Source organism: Nonomuraea sp. NPDC051191 (assembly GCF_044455665.1).
Classification (GTDB): Bacteria; Actinomycetota; Actinomycetes; order Streptosporangiales; family Streptosporangiaceae; genus Nonomuraea.
Genome location: NZ_JBITEZ010000005.1, coordinates 170,264 through 185,644 on the forward strand (window position 1 = coordinate 170,264; position 15,381 = coordinate 185,644).

Below are 15,381 nucleotides of genomic sequence, written 5' to 3' on the forward strand. Positions count from 1 at the left end.
CGCCGAACCGGACCGGTCGAGGGTCAGGTGATCAGGCCGAAGCCACGGATCGCCCTGGTGTAGTGGCGCGTCAGCTCCTTGTCGATCAGCGCGGACCCGGCGGTGCCCAGCAGCTCCGAGTGCGGCGCCGAGGTGAGCACGCCGTCGTCGGTGAGCTGGTGGCGGGTCAGCGCGCCCTGCCGGATCGCCGTGACGCTCTCGCCGCGCAGCGCCGCGGCCTGCATCGGCGCCAGGTAGCCGCCGGCGGCCAGGTCGCGCAGCTCGGCCAGCTCGTGCTCGGACACGACCCGCCGCGCGATCGCCTCCCGCCGCTCCTCGGTACGGGGACGCCCGGCGCGGGCCAGCCCCGTCAGCGCGTACTCCACCAGCAGCACCGGGCCGCCCAGCACCCGCCCGATCAGCCGGCCGATGGCCCCCACCGCCTCGTACGTCGTGCCGGTCTGGTCGATCGGGCCCAGCGAGGACCTGGCGATCGCGGCCTGGGCCTCCTCCCTGACCTTCAGCGGGGCGCTCGACCCGAGCAGCGCGTCGTGCCAGGCGGCCAGCGTGTACAGCGCGCCGTCCACGATCAGCTCCTCGCCGACCGGCGTGCGCGCGTACGCGGTGGCCAGCAGCGCCACCCGTTGCCGCGGGGGCAGGGCCAGCCACAACGGCAGCCCGACGACCAGCACCGGCGTGCGCGGCAGGCCCACATGGTCGTAGACCGTCTCGGTGGCCAGGTCCCGGACCGCGATCTTGCGCGGCCTCTTGACGCGGGCCCGGTCGGCCACGCGGTCGGCCAGGGCGTACAGCTCACCGGCAGCGGCGCGGTCGAGCACCTCGGCGTCGGCCGGCAGCCGGGGAAGGCGCGGTCGCAGCGCCCATCCCACGGCCAGGCTCACGCCGCCGACCAGCCACGCGACGAGGGAGCCGAGATTCGTCAGCACGACCCACGCGCCCAGCGCGAGGAAGGCCAGCGTGAGCAGGTGAACCAGGAGCGCGAGGACGAGAGCGGCAGATCGCTTCACACGGGCGATACTAAGCCGGAAAGATCCACATTCGACCGCTGTTTCGATGCCGATTCGGTCACCTGCGCAGCAGATCCTCCTCGTGCAGGTCGAACGGCTCCCTGCAGAGCGCCTCGGCCAGCCGCTTCTCGGCGATCGGGACGACCTCCTCGACCACGATCCGGCGGCCGGTCTCCGCCGACAGCGAGGAGACCCCCGCGTCGGCCAGCCCGCACGGCGTGATCCGGTTGAACCACCGGGGGTCGTTGGCGCAGTTGAGCGCGAACCCGTGCATGGTCACGCCGCGCGCGACGCGGATGCCGACCGCGCCGAGCTGCCGGTCGGGCAGCCCCAGGGCGGCGTCGCCGGCCGCCCACACCCCCGGACGCCCCGGCACCCGCCGCCCGGTGACGCCGAAGTCGGCGCACACCTGGATCATCGTCTCCTCAAGGGCACAGACGTAACGGGTCACGTCGGTCACGGCGACGATGGGGTAGGCGACGAGCTGACCGGGGCCGTGCCAGGTGACCCGGCCGCCCCGGTCGACGTCGACGACGGGGGTGCCGTCGTCGGGACGGTCGCCGGGCAGGGTGCGCCTGCCCGCGGTGTAGACGGGCGCGTGCTCCAGGATCAGGACGGCGTCGCCCAGCTCACCGGCGACCCGCTTGCCGTGCATCCAGCGCTGCAACGACCAGGCTTGCTCGTAGGGGACGTCCACACCAAGGCGGACGACGGCCAGCGCGTGGGGATCGTCCCCGTGGATGGGGCGCATGAGCCTATTGTGCCGTTCCCTCACCCTGTCAGGGTAATCAGGAGGTCAACAGGCGTGGCTCGATCCTGAACTCCTTGACGCCGTTGGAGCCGTCGTACTCCAGCCGGTACGCGTAGGCGCGCGGGTCGACGGTGACCGCCTGGATGAACTCGGTGCCCACGTAGTGCAGGGCCACGCCCTCGTCGGCGGCGTACCCGCCGGGCAGCTCGCCCGAGGCGACCGACTCCTGCAGCAGCGGGCGGCGCTGCGGCTCGGCGTTGTAGTGGACCCCGCACGAGTACGGCAGCAGCCCGAGCCCGTCGGCCCACGGACGCAGCGCCGGGCCGAAGGAGTCGGTGTTGCCGCCCACGTGCCAGCACAGCGCGCCCGCGCTCTGCCCGGACAGCACCACGCCCGCCCGCCAGGCCTCCTCGAAGACCTCGTCGAGGCCGTGCAGCCGCCACAACGCCATCAGGTTGGCCACGCTGCCGCCGCTGACGTAGATCATGTCCTGTTCGAGCGCCCACGACCGCGCGTCCTCGACGTTGGGCATGGGGAAGACGGTCAGGTGGCTCAGCTCGACGTCCCAGCCGGAGAAGGCGCCGTACATCTTCAGCAGCCAGTCGGAGGAGTCGCCGACCGCGGTGGCGACCAGGCCGAGCTTGGGGCGGTCCTGGCCGGTCAGGTCGAGGCCGTACCGCAGCAAACCGCTCGCCTCGATGAAGTTGTGACGCTCGCTCGGGCGGAACGACCCGCCCCCGATCGCCAGAATGTGCGACTGCCCTGACCTGCTCATGTCGGATCTCCTGCGTGCTGAAGGACGAACGGCACCCTACAGTACGGCGCGCAGCGCCTCGTCGAGACGGGTATGCGTGAAGCCGTAGCCGCTGTCAAGCAGTTTCCGCGGAATCATCCGATGGCTCGGCAGCAGCCCCGCGCGAGCGAATTCGCCCACCCCGATGGACAGCGCGAACGCCGGCACGGGCATGGGGACAGTGCCTTTACGCAGGCATTTACCCAGAGTCCGAGTGAATTCTTCGTTGGTGACCGGAGAAGGCGCCCCAAGATTCACCGGACCCCCGATTTCCCGATTTTTCAGGATATGTAGGGCGGCGGCCACCCAATCGTCCTGCGAGATCCACGACCAGTACTGCCGGCCCGTCCCCAGCGGCGCGCCCAGCCCGATCCGGAAGATCGGCAACATGCGCCCGAGCGCCCCGCCGTGCGGGCTCAGCACCATCGCCGTACGCAGCAGGGCGACCCGGCAGCCGGCCTCGGCGGCCCGCCCGGCCTCCCGCTCCCAGCGCTCGCACAGCTCGGCCAGGAACCCCTTGCCCCTGCCCTGGCTCTCGTCGATCTCGCGGCTGCCGGTGTCGCCGTAGAAGTCGACCCCGGAGGCCGACAGCAGCACCGGGGGCGGGCTGCCGAGCGCGCGCAGGGCGTCGACCAGCAGCCGGGTGCCCTCGACGCGGCTGCGCACCAGCTCCCGCTTGTAGGCGGTGGTCCAGCGCCGGTCGCCGACCGAGGCTCCGGCCAGGTGCACCACGCCCTCGGCCCCTTCGAGCGCGGCCCGGTCGATCACCCCCGCCGACGGGTCCCAGAAGGCCTCTCCCGGCCCCGCCGGCTCCCGCCGGACCAGCCGGACGACCTCCTGCCCCTCGTCCCGCAGCGCCCCGACCAGCGCCGTACCGAGCAGGCCCGACGCGCCGGTCACGATGATCGCCATGGCCCCACAGTACGCCAAAGGCCGGGCGGCCCCCCGCAGGAGCCGCCCGGCCTGTCAGACGCGATGACTACGCGAGCCCGAGCTGGGCCTCGAAGCGGCCCTCCTCCAGGCGACGCTTGATCGTCGTCAGGAAGCGGGCGGCGTCGGCGCCGTCGACCAGGCGGTGGTCGTAGGTGAGCGCCAGGTAGACCATCGACCGCACCGCGATGACCTCGCCCTCGGGCGTGTCGAGCACGACGGGCCGCTTGACGACCGCGCCGGTGCCGAGCATGCCCACCTGCGGCTGGTTGAGGATCGGCGTGTCGAACAGCGCGCCACGGCTGCCGGTGTTGGTCAGCGTGAACGTGCCGCCGGTGATCTCGTCGGGCGTCACCTGGTTGTTGCGGGTGCGCTCGGCCAGGTCGGTGACCTTGCGGGCGATGCCGGCGAGGTTGAGGTCGCCGGCGTTCTTGACGACCGCCGCGAGCAGGCCGCGCTCGGTGTCGACCGCCATGCCCAGGTTCTCCACGTCGAAGTACGTGACCTCGTTGGTCTCGTTGTTGATCGTGGCGTTGAGCTTCGGGTGCTGCTTGAGCGCCTCGACGGTGGCCATCGCGAAGAACGGGGTGAAGGTCAGCTTCACGCCCTCGCGACGGAAGAAGTCGTCCTTCGCCCGCGCCCGGAGCTGGGCGATCTTCGTGACGTCGACCTCGACGACCGACGTGAGCTGCGCCGCGGTCTGCAGCGACTCGACCATGCGCTTGGCGATGGTCTGACGCAGCCGCGTCATCTTCTCGGTACGGCCGCGCAGCGTCGTGTCGACCTCGACCGGCTCCGGCGCGGCGGCGACCGGGGCCTGGGCGGCGGCCGGGGCCGGCGCTGCGGCGGCCGGCTGGGCTGCCGGAGCCGCGGCCAGGGCGGCGGCCTTCTCGCGCTGGGACTTGGCGGCCTCCAGCACGTCCTGCTTGCGGATGCGGCCGCCGACGCCGGTGCCGCTGATCGCGTCGAGGTTGACGCCGTGCTCGTTGGCGAGCTTGCGCACCAGCGGCGTCACGTAGGGGCTGTCGCCCGAGGACGGCAGCGGCGTGGGCTCGGCCGCGACCGGCGCCTGCTGCGGAGCCGGAGCCTGCGGGGCCGGAGCCTGCGGGGCGGGGGCCGGGGCCGGGGCCGGGGCGGCCTGCTGGGGAGCGGGCTGAGCCGGGGCCGGCTGCGGGATGGAGGAGGCCGGGGGAGCCGGGGCGGGCTCGGGCTCGGGCTCCGGCTCGGGAGCGGCCTGCGGGGCGGGGGCGGCGGCGCCCGGCTGGGCGTTCTCGTCGATGATGGCGAGCTCGGCGCCGACCTCGACCGTCTCGTCCTCAGCCACGACGATCTTGGTGAGCACACCCGCGGAAGGCGACGGGATCTCGGTGTCGACCTTGTCGGTCGAGACCTCGAGGAGCGGCTCGTCGGCCTCGACGCGCTCGCCCTCCTTCTTCAGCCAACGGGTTACCGTGCCCTCGGTCACGCTCTCGCCGAGCTGGGGCATCTGTACGGAGACCGGCATCGTTATTCTTCTCTCGCGTTCTGATCTCGAGGGCTGGACTAGTTGTGTACGTGCAACGGCTTGCCGGCCAGGGCCAGCATCGCCTCACCGACTGCCTCGGACTGGGTCGGATGTGCATGGATGAGCTGGGCGACCTCTGCGGGCAGCGCCTCCCAGTTGTAGATCAGCTGGCCTTCCGTGACGAGCTCGCCGATGCGCCGGCCCACCATGTGGACGCCGACGACCGGCCCGTCCTTCTGGGCGATCACCTTCACCGCCCCGGAGGTGCCGAGGATCTGGCTCTTGGGGTTGCCCGCCAGGTCGTAGACCTGCTCGACGATCTCGATGCCGCGCTCGGCGGCCTGCGCCGACGTGATGCCGACCGAGGCGACCTCGGGGTCGGAGTAGGTGATGCGGGGCACGCCCGCGTAGTCGATCGGCGGCGGGTTGAGGCCGGCGATGTGCTCGGCCACCAGGATGCCCTCGGCGAACCCGGCGTGGGCCAGTTGCAGCGTGGGGATCAGGTCGCCGATGGCGTAGACGCCCGGGACGGAGGTCTGGCAGTGCTCGTCGACCACGACCGCGCCGCGCTCGACGGTCACGCCCTGCTCCTCGAAGCCCATGCCGGACGACACCGCGCCGCGGCCGACCGCGACGAGCAGGAGCTCGGCGTCGAGGGTCTTGCCGTTGGCCAGGGTGACGACGACGCCCGTCTCGGTGGTCTTGGCGGAGTCGAAGAAGACGCCCAGCTCGTACTTGATGCCGCGGCGGCGGAAGGCCCGCTCCAGCAGCTTGGAGCTGGACTCCTCCTCGGTCGGCAGCAGGTGCGGCAGCGCCTCGACGATCGTGACCTCGGCGCCGAACGAGCGGTAGACGCTGGCCAGCTCGACGCCGATCACGCCGCCGCCCAGGACGATCACCGACGACGGCACGCGGTCCATCTTCAGGGTGTGCTCGCTGGTGATGATCCGCTCGCCGTCGATCTCCAGGCCGGGCAGCGTGCGGGGGGCCGAGCCGGTGGCCAGCACGAGGTTGGCGCCCTCGTAGACCTCCGAGCCCACCTGCACGCTGCGCGGGCCCACCAGACGGCCCTCGCCCTCGACCACCGTCACGCCCGCGCCCTTGAGCAGGCCCTGGACGCCCTTCCAGGCACGCGTGACGATCTTGTCCTTGAACGCGTGCACGCCCTGGACGTCGATGCCCTCGAAGCTCGCCTTGACGCCGAAGGACGCGCTCTCGCGGGTCTCGTCGGCGACCTCGGCGGAGTGCAGCAGGGCCTTCGTGGGGATGCATCCCCTGTGGAGGCAGGTGCCGCCGATCTTGTCCTTTTCGATGAGGACGACCGACTTGCCCAGCTCGGCCGCCCGGAGCGCGCAGGCGTAACCGCCGCTGCCGCCACCTAGGACGACGATGTCATAGGCCACAGGAAGGCTCCTTGTCGGGGTGTTCGTGATGCCGTCATCTTTTCATTTGTTTCAGATGCTCGCGTGCCGCTCTGCGAGTCCGATGAGGGTGCGGGTGATCGCGCCGGTGCCGCCCTTGGGGGTGTAGCCGTACGGCTCGCCCTTGTTGTAGGCGGGTCCGGCGATGTCGAGGTGCGCCCAGCGAACCCCGTCGGGCACGAACTCCTTGAGGAAGATGCCCGCGGTGAGCATGCCGCCGAAGCGCTCGGGGTGGAGGTTGGCGATGTCGGCGATCGGCGAGTCGAGGCCCTTGCGCAGCTCCTCCGGCAGCGGCATGCCCCAGGCGCCCTCGCCGGCGGCGGTGGCGGCCTCGACGACCAGCTCCCTGACGGCGTCGTCGTTGGCCATGACGCCCGCGGTGCGCCAGCCGAGCGCGACGATCTGGGCGCCGGTCAGCGTGGCGATGTCGACGATCAGGTCGGGGGAGTCCTCGGCGGCGCGCGCGATGCCGTCCATGAGCACCAGACGGCCCTCGGCGTCGGTGTCGAGCACCTCGACCGTCTTGCCGCTGTAGCTGTGGATGACGTCGGAGGGACGCTGGGCGGTGCCGCTCGGCATGTTCTCGGCCAGGCAGAGGTAGCCGACGGCGTTGACCGGCAGGCCGAGCCTGGCGATGCCGATCAGCGCGCCGAGCACGGCGCCCGCGCCGCCCATGTCGGACTTCATCCAGTCCATGGCGGCCGACGGCTTGAGCGACAGGCCGCCGGAGTCGAACGTGATGCCCTTGCCCACGAACGCCAGCGTCTTGGCGGCGTCGGGGTGGCTGTAGGCGACGCGGACCAGGCGCGGCGGGTTGACCGAGCCCTGGCCGACGCCGACCAGGCCGCCGTAGCCGCCGTCCTTGAGCTGCTTCTCGTCGAGCACCTCGACGGTCAGCCCGGCCTTGGCGCCCTCCTGCTCGGCGAGCTCGGCGAACTTGGCCGGCCACAGGTCGGACGGCGGCGTGTTGACCAGGTCGCGGACCAGCGCGACCGACTCGGCCAGCACCCCGGCCCGCTCGGCGACGGACTCGGCCTGCCCGGACAGGACGGTGATCTCGGCGACGGGCGCCTTCTGGCCCTCGCCCGTGCGGTAGCGGTCGAAGCCGTACGCGCCGAGCAGCGCGCCCAGCGCGACGGCCTCGGCCTGGGCGTCGTCGTCGGCGGGCAGGGCCAGCGCGGCGCGCGCGGTGCCGGCCAGCGACCGGACGGCGGCTCCGGCCGCGCGGCGAAGGGACTCGTGGTCGGACGACTCGCCCAGGCCGACGGCGACGAGCACCGGGGCCGTGACGTTGCCGAAGGTGGGCAGCTTGGCGACCTCTCCGGGTTTGCCGGAGAAGCCGAGGGAGCTGAGGGAGGCGGAGAGGTTGCCGCCGAAGGCCGCGTCGAGGGACTCAGCGCCCGTGGCCGGGCGGGGGCCGTTCTGGCCGGGCCGGAAGCCGACGATCAGGGCATCGGTGTCGACAGAGACTGGGTCTGCTGAGTTCAGCCGCACAGTGGTCACGTAAACCGATGCTATCCACGGTTTCTGCGTACTCACAAACAGGGGTTCATCCTACAAATGCTGGTCGCGCGCATTCCGTTTCTTGGTGCTAGTGTCATTAGCATCATGTTGCTCGCGCTCGATCTCAACGACGCACGGCCCCTCCACGAACAGGTGTCCGGCGCCATCCGCCGTGCCATCGGCGAGGGCTCCTACGCGCCCGGTGACCGCCTTCCGCCGGCCCGCGACCTCGCCAGGGTGCTCGGCATCAACCCCAACACCGTGCTGCGCGCGCTGCGCGACCTGCGCGACGAGGGGCTGCTGGAGTTCAGGCGGGGGCGCGGGGTCAGCGTCGCGGGCCGGGCCGACGGGCGCGCGCTGCTCGTGCAGCGGGCCCGCGAGCTGCTGGAGGAGGCCGAGAGGCACGGCTACCGCCGTGAGGACCTCATCACCATCCTGGAGGATCTGCCATGAACCCACGAGTCGCCGCCGCGGCGTGGGGCGCGGCCGTCACCGCCGCCCTGGTCCTTGGCCCGATGGCGCTGCGCGACCGGCTGCCCGAACCGCTGGCCACCCACTGGAACGCGGGAGGCGTCGACAACTCGGCCTCCTTCCAGGCCCACGTGCTGACGGTGGCCGCGGTGTGGACCCTGGTGTGGGTCGCGCTGCTGGCCGTCGCCGCGCGCGGCTGGGCGCTGCGGCACAGGAACGGGCGGGCGCTGTGGTGGGGCGGGCTGTTCGGCGGCGGGGTCCTGGTGCTCGGCACCCAGGCCTTCACCCTGTCGGCCAACCTCGACGTGCCCGACTGGACGGCCGCGAGCCTCTCCGGCTGGCAGGTCCCGCTGGTCGTCGTCGGGTCGCTCGGCGTGGGCGTGCTCGCGGGCTACCTCGGCAGGGGCGCGCCCGACCCCGTCCAGGCCGTGCAGCCGCCCCCGGCGATGCGCCTGCGGCCCGGCCGGCGCACGGTCTGGGTCAGCCGTCTGGTCAACCCGTGGCTGGTCGCGCTGGCGCTCGTGGCCGCGGCGGCCGTCGCGGTGCTCTGCGGGCTGCGCCTGGCCGGCGCGGTCTCGGCCGCGACGCTGGCCTCGGCCCTGCCCGGGGCCGTGATCGCGATGGTCGTCGGGCTGGCGACCGCCGGCCTGACCGTACGGGTCGGCGGCGACGCGCTCGTCATCGGCTTCGGCCCGCTCGGCTTCCCGGCGCGCAGGATCCCGCTGTCGAAGATCGACCGGGCCTGGACGGAGGTCCGCAGGCCGAGCGAGGTCGGCGGCTGGGGCTTCCGCGGCATCCCGGGCATGGCCACCATCATGCTGCGCGGCGGCGAGTGCCTGGTCGTCGGCTACCGCTCCGGCGGCCGGCTGGCGATCAGCATCGACGACGCCGAGAGCGGCGCGTCCCTCATCAACGCCCTCGTCGCGGAGCGTGTCCGGTCATGAGAAAGCAGCTCGCCGTCTTCCTCGTCCTCGCGTTCGGGCTGTCCTGGCTGGTGGCGCTGCCCATCTGGCTCGGCGCCGGTCTCGCCTCGCCCGCGGCCAAGGGGCTGGCCGCCGTCATGATGTTCACCCCCACCGCCGGGGTGCTCGGCGTGTGGGCGCTGTCCCGCGCGCCCTGGCGGCGGTGGGCCGCCGAGACCGGCCTGACGCTGGGGGAGAGCAAGGGCCGCACCGGCCGGTACGTGCTCGCCGCCTGGCTGGGCGTGCCGCTGCTGATCGCCGTCTGCGCCGGGCTCAGTACCGCGGTCGGGCTGTTCCCGCTCGACCTCGACCGGTTCAGCCTCTACCGGGCCACGCTCGAAGCCGCGGGCGTGCGGCCGCCGGCCGACCCGGGCCCGGCCCTCTACCTGCAGATCGCCATCGGCGTGCTGGCGGGCCCGGTGCTCAACGCCATCCCGGCGCTGGGCGAGGAGTGGGGCTGGCGCGGCTGGCTGCTGCCGCGGCTGTCGTCCACGTACGGGGCGATCGGCGGCCTGGCGCTGTCCGGCGCGATCTGGGGGCTGTGGCACGCCCCGCTCACCCTGCTCGGCTACAACTACCCGAGCCTCGGGTCGTGGGCGGCGCTGCAGTTCATCGGCTTCTGCGTGCTGGCCGGGATCGCGGTGGGCTGGCTGCGGCTGCGTACGGGCAGCGTGTGGCCCTGCGTGGTCGCGCACGGCTCGCTGAACGCGGTCCTTCCGGCCGTGCTGCTGCTCGGGGACGCCGCGGCCCCGCCCGACACGGCGGTGTCCGGGCTCACCGGGCTGGTCGGGTGGGTCCCGCTCGCCCTGCTCTGCGTGATCCTCCTCCGCACCCTCCGGACCCGCGCCCCGCAGCCGGTCGCCTGACCCGTACCCCGTCCTCCGTGGCCGCGTGGGCGAGCCGCTGGGTCAGCCCAGGATCGCGCACACCACGAGCGCGGCCGCCGTACCGGTCTCCACCAGCGCGCCGAGCACGTCGCCGGTGACGCCGCCGAGCCGCCGCCGGGCGTGCCGGAGCAGCAGCAGCGCCGCCCCGAGCCCGGCCGCCAGCGCGAACGGCGGCGCCCACGTCCCGGCCGCCAGCCCCAGCCCGGCGCTCACCGCGAGGGCGGCCAGCGTGGCGAGCCACGCCGCCGGAGCGCTCACGGTGCCCGCCACCATCGCCCCGAGCCCGCCCGGACGGGCGGCGGGCACGCTCGCCCGGCAGGCCCAGGCGAGCGCCAGCCGCCCGGCCACGCAGGCGGTCACCAGGGCGGCGTAACCGGCCCCGGTCAGCGCCGCCGCCTGGACGAGCAGCGTCAGGACCAGCGTCATCACCCCGAACGGCCCGATGTCCGACTTTTTCATGATGTCGAGGGCCGCGTCGGCGGGCTTGCCGCTGCCCAGGCCGTCGGCGAGGTCGGCCAGCCCGTCCAGGTGCAGCCCGCGGGTGAGCGCGGCCAGCAGCGCGAGCGCGAGCCCCGCGCCCAGCAGCGGCGGCCCAGGAAGCAGCAGCGCCAGGCCCGCCACCGCGCCGAGCCCCAGCCCGACCGCCGGAGCCGCCACCATGGCCCACCCGGCGACCTCCCGATCGACCCGTTCGACCCGCACGGGAACGGCGCTGAGCGTGCCGATCGCGAGGCGCAGCCCATGGGGCAGCTCAGCAAGCCGCATAACGACCGATCCTAGGGCCGACTAATGTGGCGGGAATGCACGTGCTTGAACTCGAAGGTGTAGCTGTCCGGGTTGTCGGCAAAACGCTGCTCGACGCCATCGACTGGCAGGTGGAGTACGGCGACCACTGGGTGATCCTCGGCCCCAACGGCGCGGGCAAGACCACCCTGCTCTCCCTGGCCGGAGCGGTCCGCCACCCGAGCGAGGGCACGGTCAGCGTGCTCGGCCACCGGCTCGGCCGGATCGACCTGCGGGAGCTGCGCCGCCACATCGGCCTGGTCGCGGCGAGCCAGCGGCTGGTCGACGAGGAACTGATGGAGCAGGAGGGCGCCACCGCCCACACGGTTGTCCTGACCGGCCACACCGGCACCAGCGTCCCGCTGTGGGACAAGTACGGCGACGCCGAGCGCGAACGCGCCGGCCGCCTGCTGGCCGACCTGGGCTGCAAGGACCTGGCCGAGCGGCCGTTCCGGGTGTGCTCGCAAGGGGAGCGGGCCCGGGTCAGGGTGGCCAGGGCGCTCATGGCCGAGCCCGCCGTGCTGCTGCTCGACGAGCCGTTCGCCGGGCTCGACCTGCCGGCGCGCGAGGACCTCATCACCGCGGTCGAGCACCTGGCCGCCACCCGGCCCGTCCTGACCACGGTCACGGTGACCCACCACCTGGAGGAGGTGCCCGCGACCACCACGCACGCGCTGCTCATGCGCGACTCGCGGCTGCTGGCCGCGGGGCCGGTGTCGGAGGTGCTCACGGCCGGCAACCTGTCCGACTGCTTCGGCCGGCCGCTGCAGGTGGACCGCCTCGACGGCCGCTGGTACGCCAGAGCCGTCCGCCCGTAAGGCCCTTCTTCCGGAGGTCGTGGACTCCCGCTCGCGGGGTCAGAGCTCCAGGGGGCGTCCGGCGACCACCAGGGCGACGTACTCGGACTCGGCGGCGAGCCGTTCGTTGAGCCTGCCGAGCGCGTCCCTGAAGGCCCGTCCGGCGGACGTGGCGGGCACCACGCCCATCCCCACCTCGTCCGAGACCGCCACGAGCGGCACCGGCGTGCCCCGCCACGCCGCGACGAGCTCCGCGCAGCGCCGCTCGACCGGCGCGCGGTCGCCGTCCCATGCCCCGTGCTCGTCGAACACCGCCGCCAGCCACGTGCCCAGCCCGTCGATCAGCAAGGGCGTGCTCGCCGCGCCGATGACACCCGCCAGGTCCGTGGTCTCGACCGTGTCCCAGTGCGCGGGCCGCCGTTCCTTGTGCGCCCGCACCCGCGCCGCCCACTCGCCGTCCGCCGCGCCGTCGCCGCCGGTGGCGACGTAGGTGACGTACGGCTCGGCCGCCAGCCGCAGCTCCGCCTCGGCCGACTTGCCCGACCTGGACCCGCCGAGCAGCAACGCCCGGCGCGGCGGCGTCCCGCGTACCGTCCGGCCGCTCTCCAGGACCGTCCCGTCCGGCACGGCCACCGCCCCCCACAGCCGCAGCCGCCTGGCCAGCTCCTCCTCCGACCTGATCCGGTGGTCCAGCCACGCGGCCACCACCGTGGTGCGGTCGTCGGCCAGCCCGGCCCGGCGCAGCTCGCCGAGCCGCTGCGGGCGGTCGAGCAGGTCGAGCACGACGACGTCGTACCGCGCGGGACCGTCGGCGGGGGGCTCGCGGCCCGGCGGCAGGCACAGGACGGCTTCGGCCCCGGCCCCCGCCAGCCCGAGCCCGTCGCCGAACGCGCCGTCGCCGGTGAAGGGGAAACGGGCCACGTCGTCCACGACCAGGTCGAAGGGGCGGCGACCATGGCGGGGGAGCCGGGCGCAGGAGGCGCACGCGCACCCGTCCGCGGGCCATCCCGCCTCACCTGCGGTCCCGGAGAGAAGAAGCTTCACCGCCCAGAGGCTACGCGCCCGGACAAGAACCGCCCGCCAGGCCGCACACGACGACGAGCCGGACGGCCACCCCCAGGACGACCCCGCCGGCCCCGCCGCGACACGGCACGCGCGCGGCCTCGATGGACTTCCGAGCTCGGGAGTAGGGTTCCAGTGCCGTCGGAGGGAAAGCGCCGGCGAACCCGCGGAGAAGGAGCGTATGGCATGACATGGCGGTGGCGTTATGAAGATGCAAATGGTGGTGAGGTGACGGACCGCCCTTTGCCGCGAGAGATTTTTCCGAGTCAGGCCGATGCGGAGTCCTGGCTCGGGGAGAACTGGCGCGACCTGCTCGAATCCGGAGTCGAGCAGGTCGCGCTGCTCGACGAGGACCGCGTCGAATACACCGGGATGTCATTGCGTCCGGAGTGATCCGGGAAAAGGAAGAACCCCTTGAGCGCATCGCGGCTCAAGGGGTTCTCGTCACCTCGGGTCAAGGACGGGTGGCCGGGCTCACCGTCTTGGCCGGGTCGCGCTCCACGACCGTGCCGAGCACGTCGTCGATGCGCTTGAGCACCTCGACCTCCAGCTTGACGCCGGCCGCCTTGACGTTGTCGCGCACCTGCTCGGGGCGGGTGGCGCCGACGATGGCGCTGGAGACGTTCGGGTTCTGCAGCACCCAGGCGACGGCCAGCTGGGCCATGGTCAGGCCGAGGTCGTCGGCGATCGGCTTGAGCTCCTGCACGCGGGTGAGCACGTCGTCGTTCAGGTAACGCGCGATCATGGCGCTGCCGCTCGCGTCGGTCGCCCGCGAGCCCTGCGGCGGCTGCTGGCCGGGCAGGTACTTGCCGGTGAGCACGCCCTGCGCGATCGGCGACCAGACGATCTGGCCGACGCCCTCACGCTCGCTCAGCGGCACGACCTCCGACTCGATGACCCGCCACAACATCGAGTACTGGGGCTGGTTCGACACGATCCGGTCGAAGCCCATCTCGTCGGCGATCTTCAGCGCCCGGCCGATCTGCTCGGCCGTCCACTCGCTGACGCCGACGTAGAGCACCTTGCCCTGCCGTACGAGGTCGTCGAACGTCTTGAGCGTCTCCTCAAGGGGCGTCTCGTTGTCGAAGCGGTGGGCCTGGTACAGGTCGACGTAGTCGGTCTGGAGGCGGCGCAGCGAGGCGTTGATCGACTCGGTGATGTGCTTGCGGGACAGCCCGCGGTCGTTCTTGCCGGGGCCGGTGGGCCAGTAGACCTTGGTGAAGATCTCCAGCGACTCCCTGCGGACGCCCTTGAGCGCCCGGCCGAGCACCTCCTCGGCTTTCGTCCCCGCGTAGACGTCCGCGGTGTCGAAGGTGGTGATGCCCTCGTCGAGCGCCGCCTGCACGCACAGCTTGGCGGCGTCCTCCTCGACCTGGGAGCCGTGGGTGAGCCAGTTGCCGTAGCTGATCTCGCTGACCAGGAGACCGCTGCGGCCGAGGTGTCGGAATTCCATACATTCGACCTTAGAGCGTCACATGAGCCGATTCGTTTCGGGATAGGGTGCGCGACGTGCTCAAGCTCGTCCGCCAGGCTCTCACCGCGGCCGTCCTGATCGCCCTCGCGGTGCGGTTGCGCCGCCGTGCCCGTCTGTCGCGGGCCGAGCCGCCGCCGTCCGTCCCCGCGCCCGTACGGCGGGCCCGAGGTGCGGGAACGGTCCTGTCGTGGCTGGTCATCGCGGTCGTCGTGGCCCTGACGCTGGGGTTCGCCCTGATGGGTACGTCGGTGCAGCGCGGCGCCCCGGCCCTCGTGCGCGCCGTCACCGAGCAGCAGGAGCCGTTCCCGGTCCACACCGGGAACGCGACGCCCGTGGAGCCTCCGGCCGACCCTGTGGCGACCGGCGAGCCGACTCCGGCCGCGTCCGCCGCCCAGGCCCCCAACTGCGCGCCCCGGCGCCGCCCGATCGACCCCCGCAGGGTCGCGCCCGACGTCAAGCGGGCCGTGGACGGCCAGTGGCGGCGCATCGAACGCTGGCTCAGGCGCAACGCCCCCCGCACCTACCGCACGCTCGGCGGCCCGGTCAGGGCGCGCACGATCGCCGTGGCCGAGTCGCAGATGGGCGTGGACTTCCCGGACGCCCTGCGCGCCTCCCTGCTGCGTCACAACGGCGCGCGCGGGGCCGGCGTGCTGGGCTTCCGCCCCGGGGCGCGCCAGCAGCTCACCGTCCGCGGCATCAGGGACGCCTGGCGCGAGATGTGCGCCCGCCGGCCGGCCGGCACCTGGGACGGCCTGCTGATCCCGTTCCTGTCCTACACCGCCTCCGACGGCGTCACGGCGTACGCCACCGAGTACGCCACCGTCAGCTCCGCCGACGGGACGGTGTCCGGGGCCACGAGCAGGCGGCTGCGGTCGTCGTACACGCTGCTGCGGACCGTCGCCGACGCCCTCGAACGCGGCGGGACGATCGACGGCCGCCGCCCGGTCGTCACCCGCGGCCACCTGCGCTGGAAACCGGCACGCTGAAGGCGGGCCGGAAGGCGGGGCCGGAAAGTGGTGAGGGGGAAGCACGAGTG

At 73.1% G+C, this 15,381-nt stretch carries 16 protein-coding genes; 6 read left to right on the top strand and 10 right to left on the bottom strand.

Annotated elements, in window-relative coordinates:
* Positions 1–23 precede the first annotated feature (23 nt).
* The 7 genes from ACIA8R_RS15650 to ACIA8R_RS15680 all read right to left on the bottom strand — a co-directional run bounded on the left by ACIA8R_RS15650 (position 24) and on the right by ACIA8R_RS15680 (position 7,909).
* The gene (locus tag ACIA8R_RS15650) at positions 24–1,007 is read right to left on the bottom strand and encodes a M48 family metallopeptidase (protein ID WP_397038879.1); all 984 of its coding nucleotides are present in this window, start codon (positions 1,005–1,007) and stop codon (positions 24–26) included.
* Positions 1,008–1,065: 58 nt separating this feature from the next.
* On the bottom strand, positions 1,066–1,758 hold the full coding sequence (lipB, locus tag ACIA8R_RS15655; RefSeq protein ID WP_397038881.1) for a lipoyl(octanoyl) transferase LipB: 693 nt from the start codon (positions 1,756–1,758) through the stop codon (positions 1,066–1,068).
* A 37-nt stretch (positions 1,759–1,795) separates the two neighbouring features.
* The gene (locus tag ACIA8R_RS15660; protein WP_364091415.1) at positions 1,796–2,533 is read right to left on the bottom strand and encodes a peptidase E; all 738 of its coding nucleotides are present in this window, start codon (positions 2,531–2,533) and stop codon (positions 1,796–1,798) included.
* A gap of 36 nt (positions 2,534–2,569) precedes the next feature.
* Positions 2,570–3,463, bottom strand: a complete 894-nt coding sequence (locus ACIA8R_RS15665; protein WP_364091413.1) for a TIGR01777 family oxidoreductase — start codon at positions 3,461–3,463, stop codon at positions 2,570–2,572.
* 67 nt (positions 3,464–3,530) lie between these two features.
* Positions 3,531–4,985, bottom strand: coding sequence for a 2-oxoglutarate dehydrogenase, E2 component, dihydrolipoamide succinyltransferase (gene sucB / locus ACIA8R_RS15670; RefSeq protein ID WP_397038884.1), 1,455 nt, complete (start codon positions 4,983–4,985; stop codon positions 3,531–3,533).
* A 38-nt stretch (positions 4,986–5,023) separates the two neighbouring features.
* Entirely contained in the window at positions 5,024–6,388 is a 1,365-nt protein-coding gene (gene lpdA, locus ACIA8R_RS15675; protein ID WP_357700698.1) for a dihydrolipoyl dehydrogenase, read from the bottom strand.
* Positions 6,389–6,439: 51 nt separating this feature from the next.
* Positions 6,440–7,909: a leucyl aminopeptidase gene (locus ACIA8R_RS15680; protein ID WP_357700697.1), complete on the bottom strand. Its 1,470-nt coding sequence runs from the start codon at positions 7,907–7,909 to the stop codon at positions 6,440–6,442.
* Between the two features lie 105 nt (positions 7,910–8,014).
* On the opposite strand from ACIA8R_RS15680, the gene ACIA8R_RS15685 reads away from it, so the two are divergent.
* From ACIA8R_RS15685 to ACIA8R_RS15695, 3 genes are read left to right on the top strand one after another with little or no spacing between them, the layout of a single operon-like run.
* Positions 8,015–8,362, top strand: coding sequence for a GntR family transcriptional regulator (locus tag ACIA8R_RS15685; RefSeq protein ID WP_357700696.1), 348 nt, complete (start codon positions 8,015–8,017; stop codon positions 8,360–8,362).
* Positions 8,359–9,324 carry a hypothetical protein gene (locus ACIA8R_RS15690; protein ID WP_397038887.1) on the top strand — a complete coding sequence of 322 codons (966 nt, stop codon included), beginning with the start codon at positions 8,359–8,361 and terminating at the stop codon, positions 9,322–9,324. The genes ACIA8R_RS15685 and ACIA8R_RS15690 overlap by 4 nt, the downstream gene beginning before the upstream one ends.
* Positions 9,321–10,208 carry a CPBP family intramembrane glutamic endopeptidase gene (locus tag ACIA8R_RS15695; protein WP_364091407.1) on the top strand — a complete coding sequence of 296 codons (888 nt, stop codon included), beginning with the start codon at positions 9,321–9,323 and terminating at the stop codon, positions 10,206–10,208. The genes ACIA8R_RS15690 and ACIA8R_RS15695 overlap by 4 nt, the downstream gene beginning before the upstream one ends.
* A gap of 42 nt (positions 10,209–10,250) precedes the next feature.
* Here the strand turns inward: ACIA8R_RS15695 and ACIA8R_RS15700 are convergent, their stop codons facing one another.
* Positions 10,251–10,994, bottom strand: a complete 744-nt coding sequence (locus ACIA8R_RS15700) for an adenosylcobinamide-GDP ribazoletransferase (RefSeq protein ID WP_397038889.1) — start codon at positions 10,992–10,994, stop codon at positions 10,251–10,253.
* 35 nt (positions 10,995–11,029) lie between these two features.
* Between ACIA8R_RS15700 and ACIA8R_RS15705 the strand changes: the two genes are divergently transcribed.
* Positions 11,030–11,830, top strand: coding sequence for an ATP-binding cassette domain-containing protein (locus tag ACIA8R_RS15705; protein ID WP_357700688.1), 801 nt, complete (start codon positions 11,030–11,032; stop codon positions 11,828–11,830).
* Between the two features lie 39 nt (positions 11,831–11,869).
* Here ACIA8R_RS15705 and ACIA8R_RS15710 read toward each other — a convergent pair whose 3' ends face one another.
* Positions 11,870–12,853: a bifunctional adenosylcobinamide kinase/adenosylcobinamide-phosphate guanylyltransferase gene (locus ACIA8R_RS15710; protein ID WP_364091403.1), complete on the bottom strand. Its 984-nt coding sequence runs from the start codon at positions 12,851–12,853 to the stop codon at positions 11,870–11,872.
* A 204-nt stretch (positions 12,854–13,057) separates the two neighbouring features.
* Between ACIA8R_RS15710 and ACIA8R_RS15715 the strand changes: the two genes are divergently transcribed.
* Positions 13,058–13,264: a hypothetical protein gene (locus ACIA8R_RS15715; RefSeq protein WP_357700684.1), complete on the top strand. Its 207-nt coding sequence runs from the start codon at positions 13,058–13,060 to the stop codon at positions 13,262–13,264.
* A gap of 61 nt (positions 13,265–13,325) precedes the next feature.
* Here ACIA8R_RS15715 and ACIA8R_RS15720 read toward each other — a convergent pair whose 3' ends face one another.
* Positions 13,326–14,324 carry an aldo/keto reductase family protein gene (locus ACIA8R_RS15720; protein ID WP_364091400.1) on the bottom strand — a complete coding sequence of 333 codons (999 nt, stop codon included), beginning with the start codon at positions 14,322–14,324 and terminating at the stop codon, positions 13,326–13,328.
* A 56-nt stretch (positions 14,325–14,380) separates the two neighbouring features.
* Here ACIA8R_RS15720 and ACIA8R_RS15725 point away from each other — a divergent pair, with 56 nt between their 5' ends.
* Positions 14,381–15,331, top strand: a complete 951-nt coding sequence (locus ACIA8R_RS15725) for a hypothetical protein (protein ID WP_397038892.1) — start codon at positions 14,381–14,383, stop codon at positions 15,329–15,331.
* Positions 15,332–15,381: the final 50 nt, after the last annotated feature.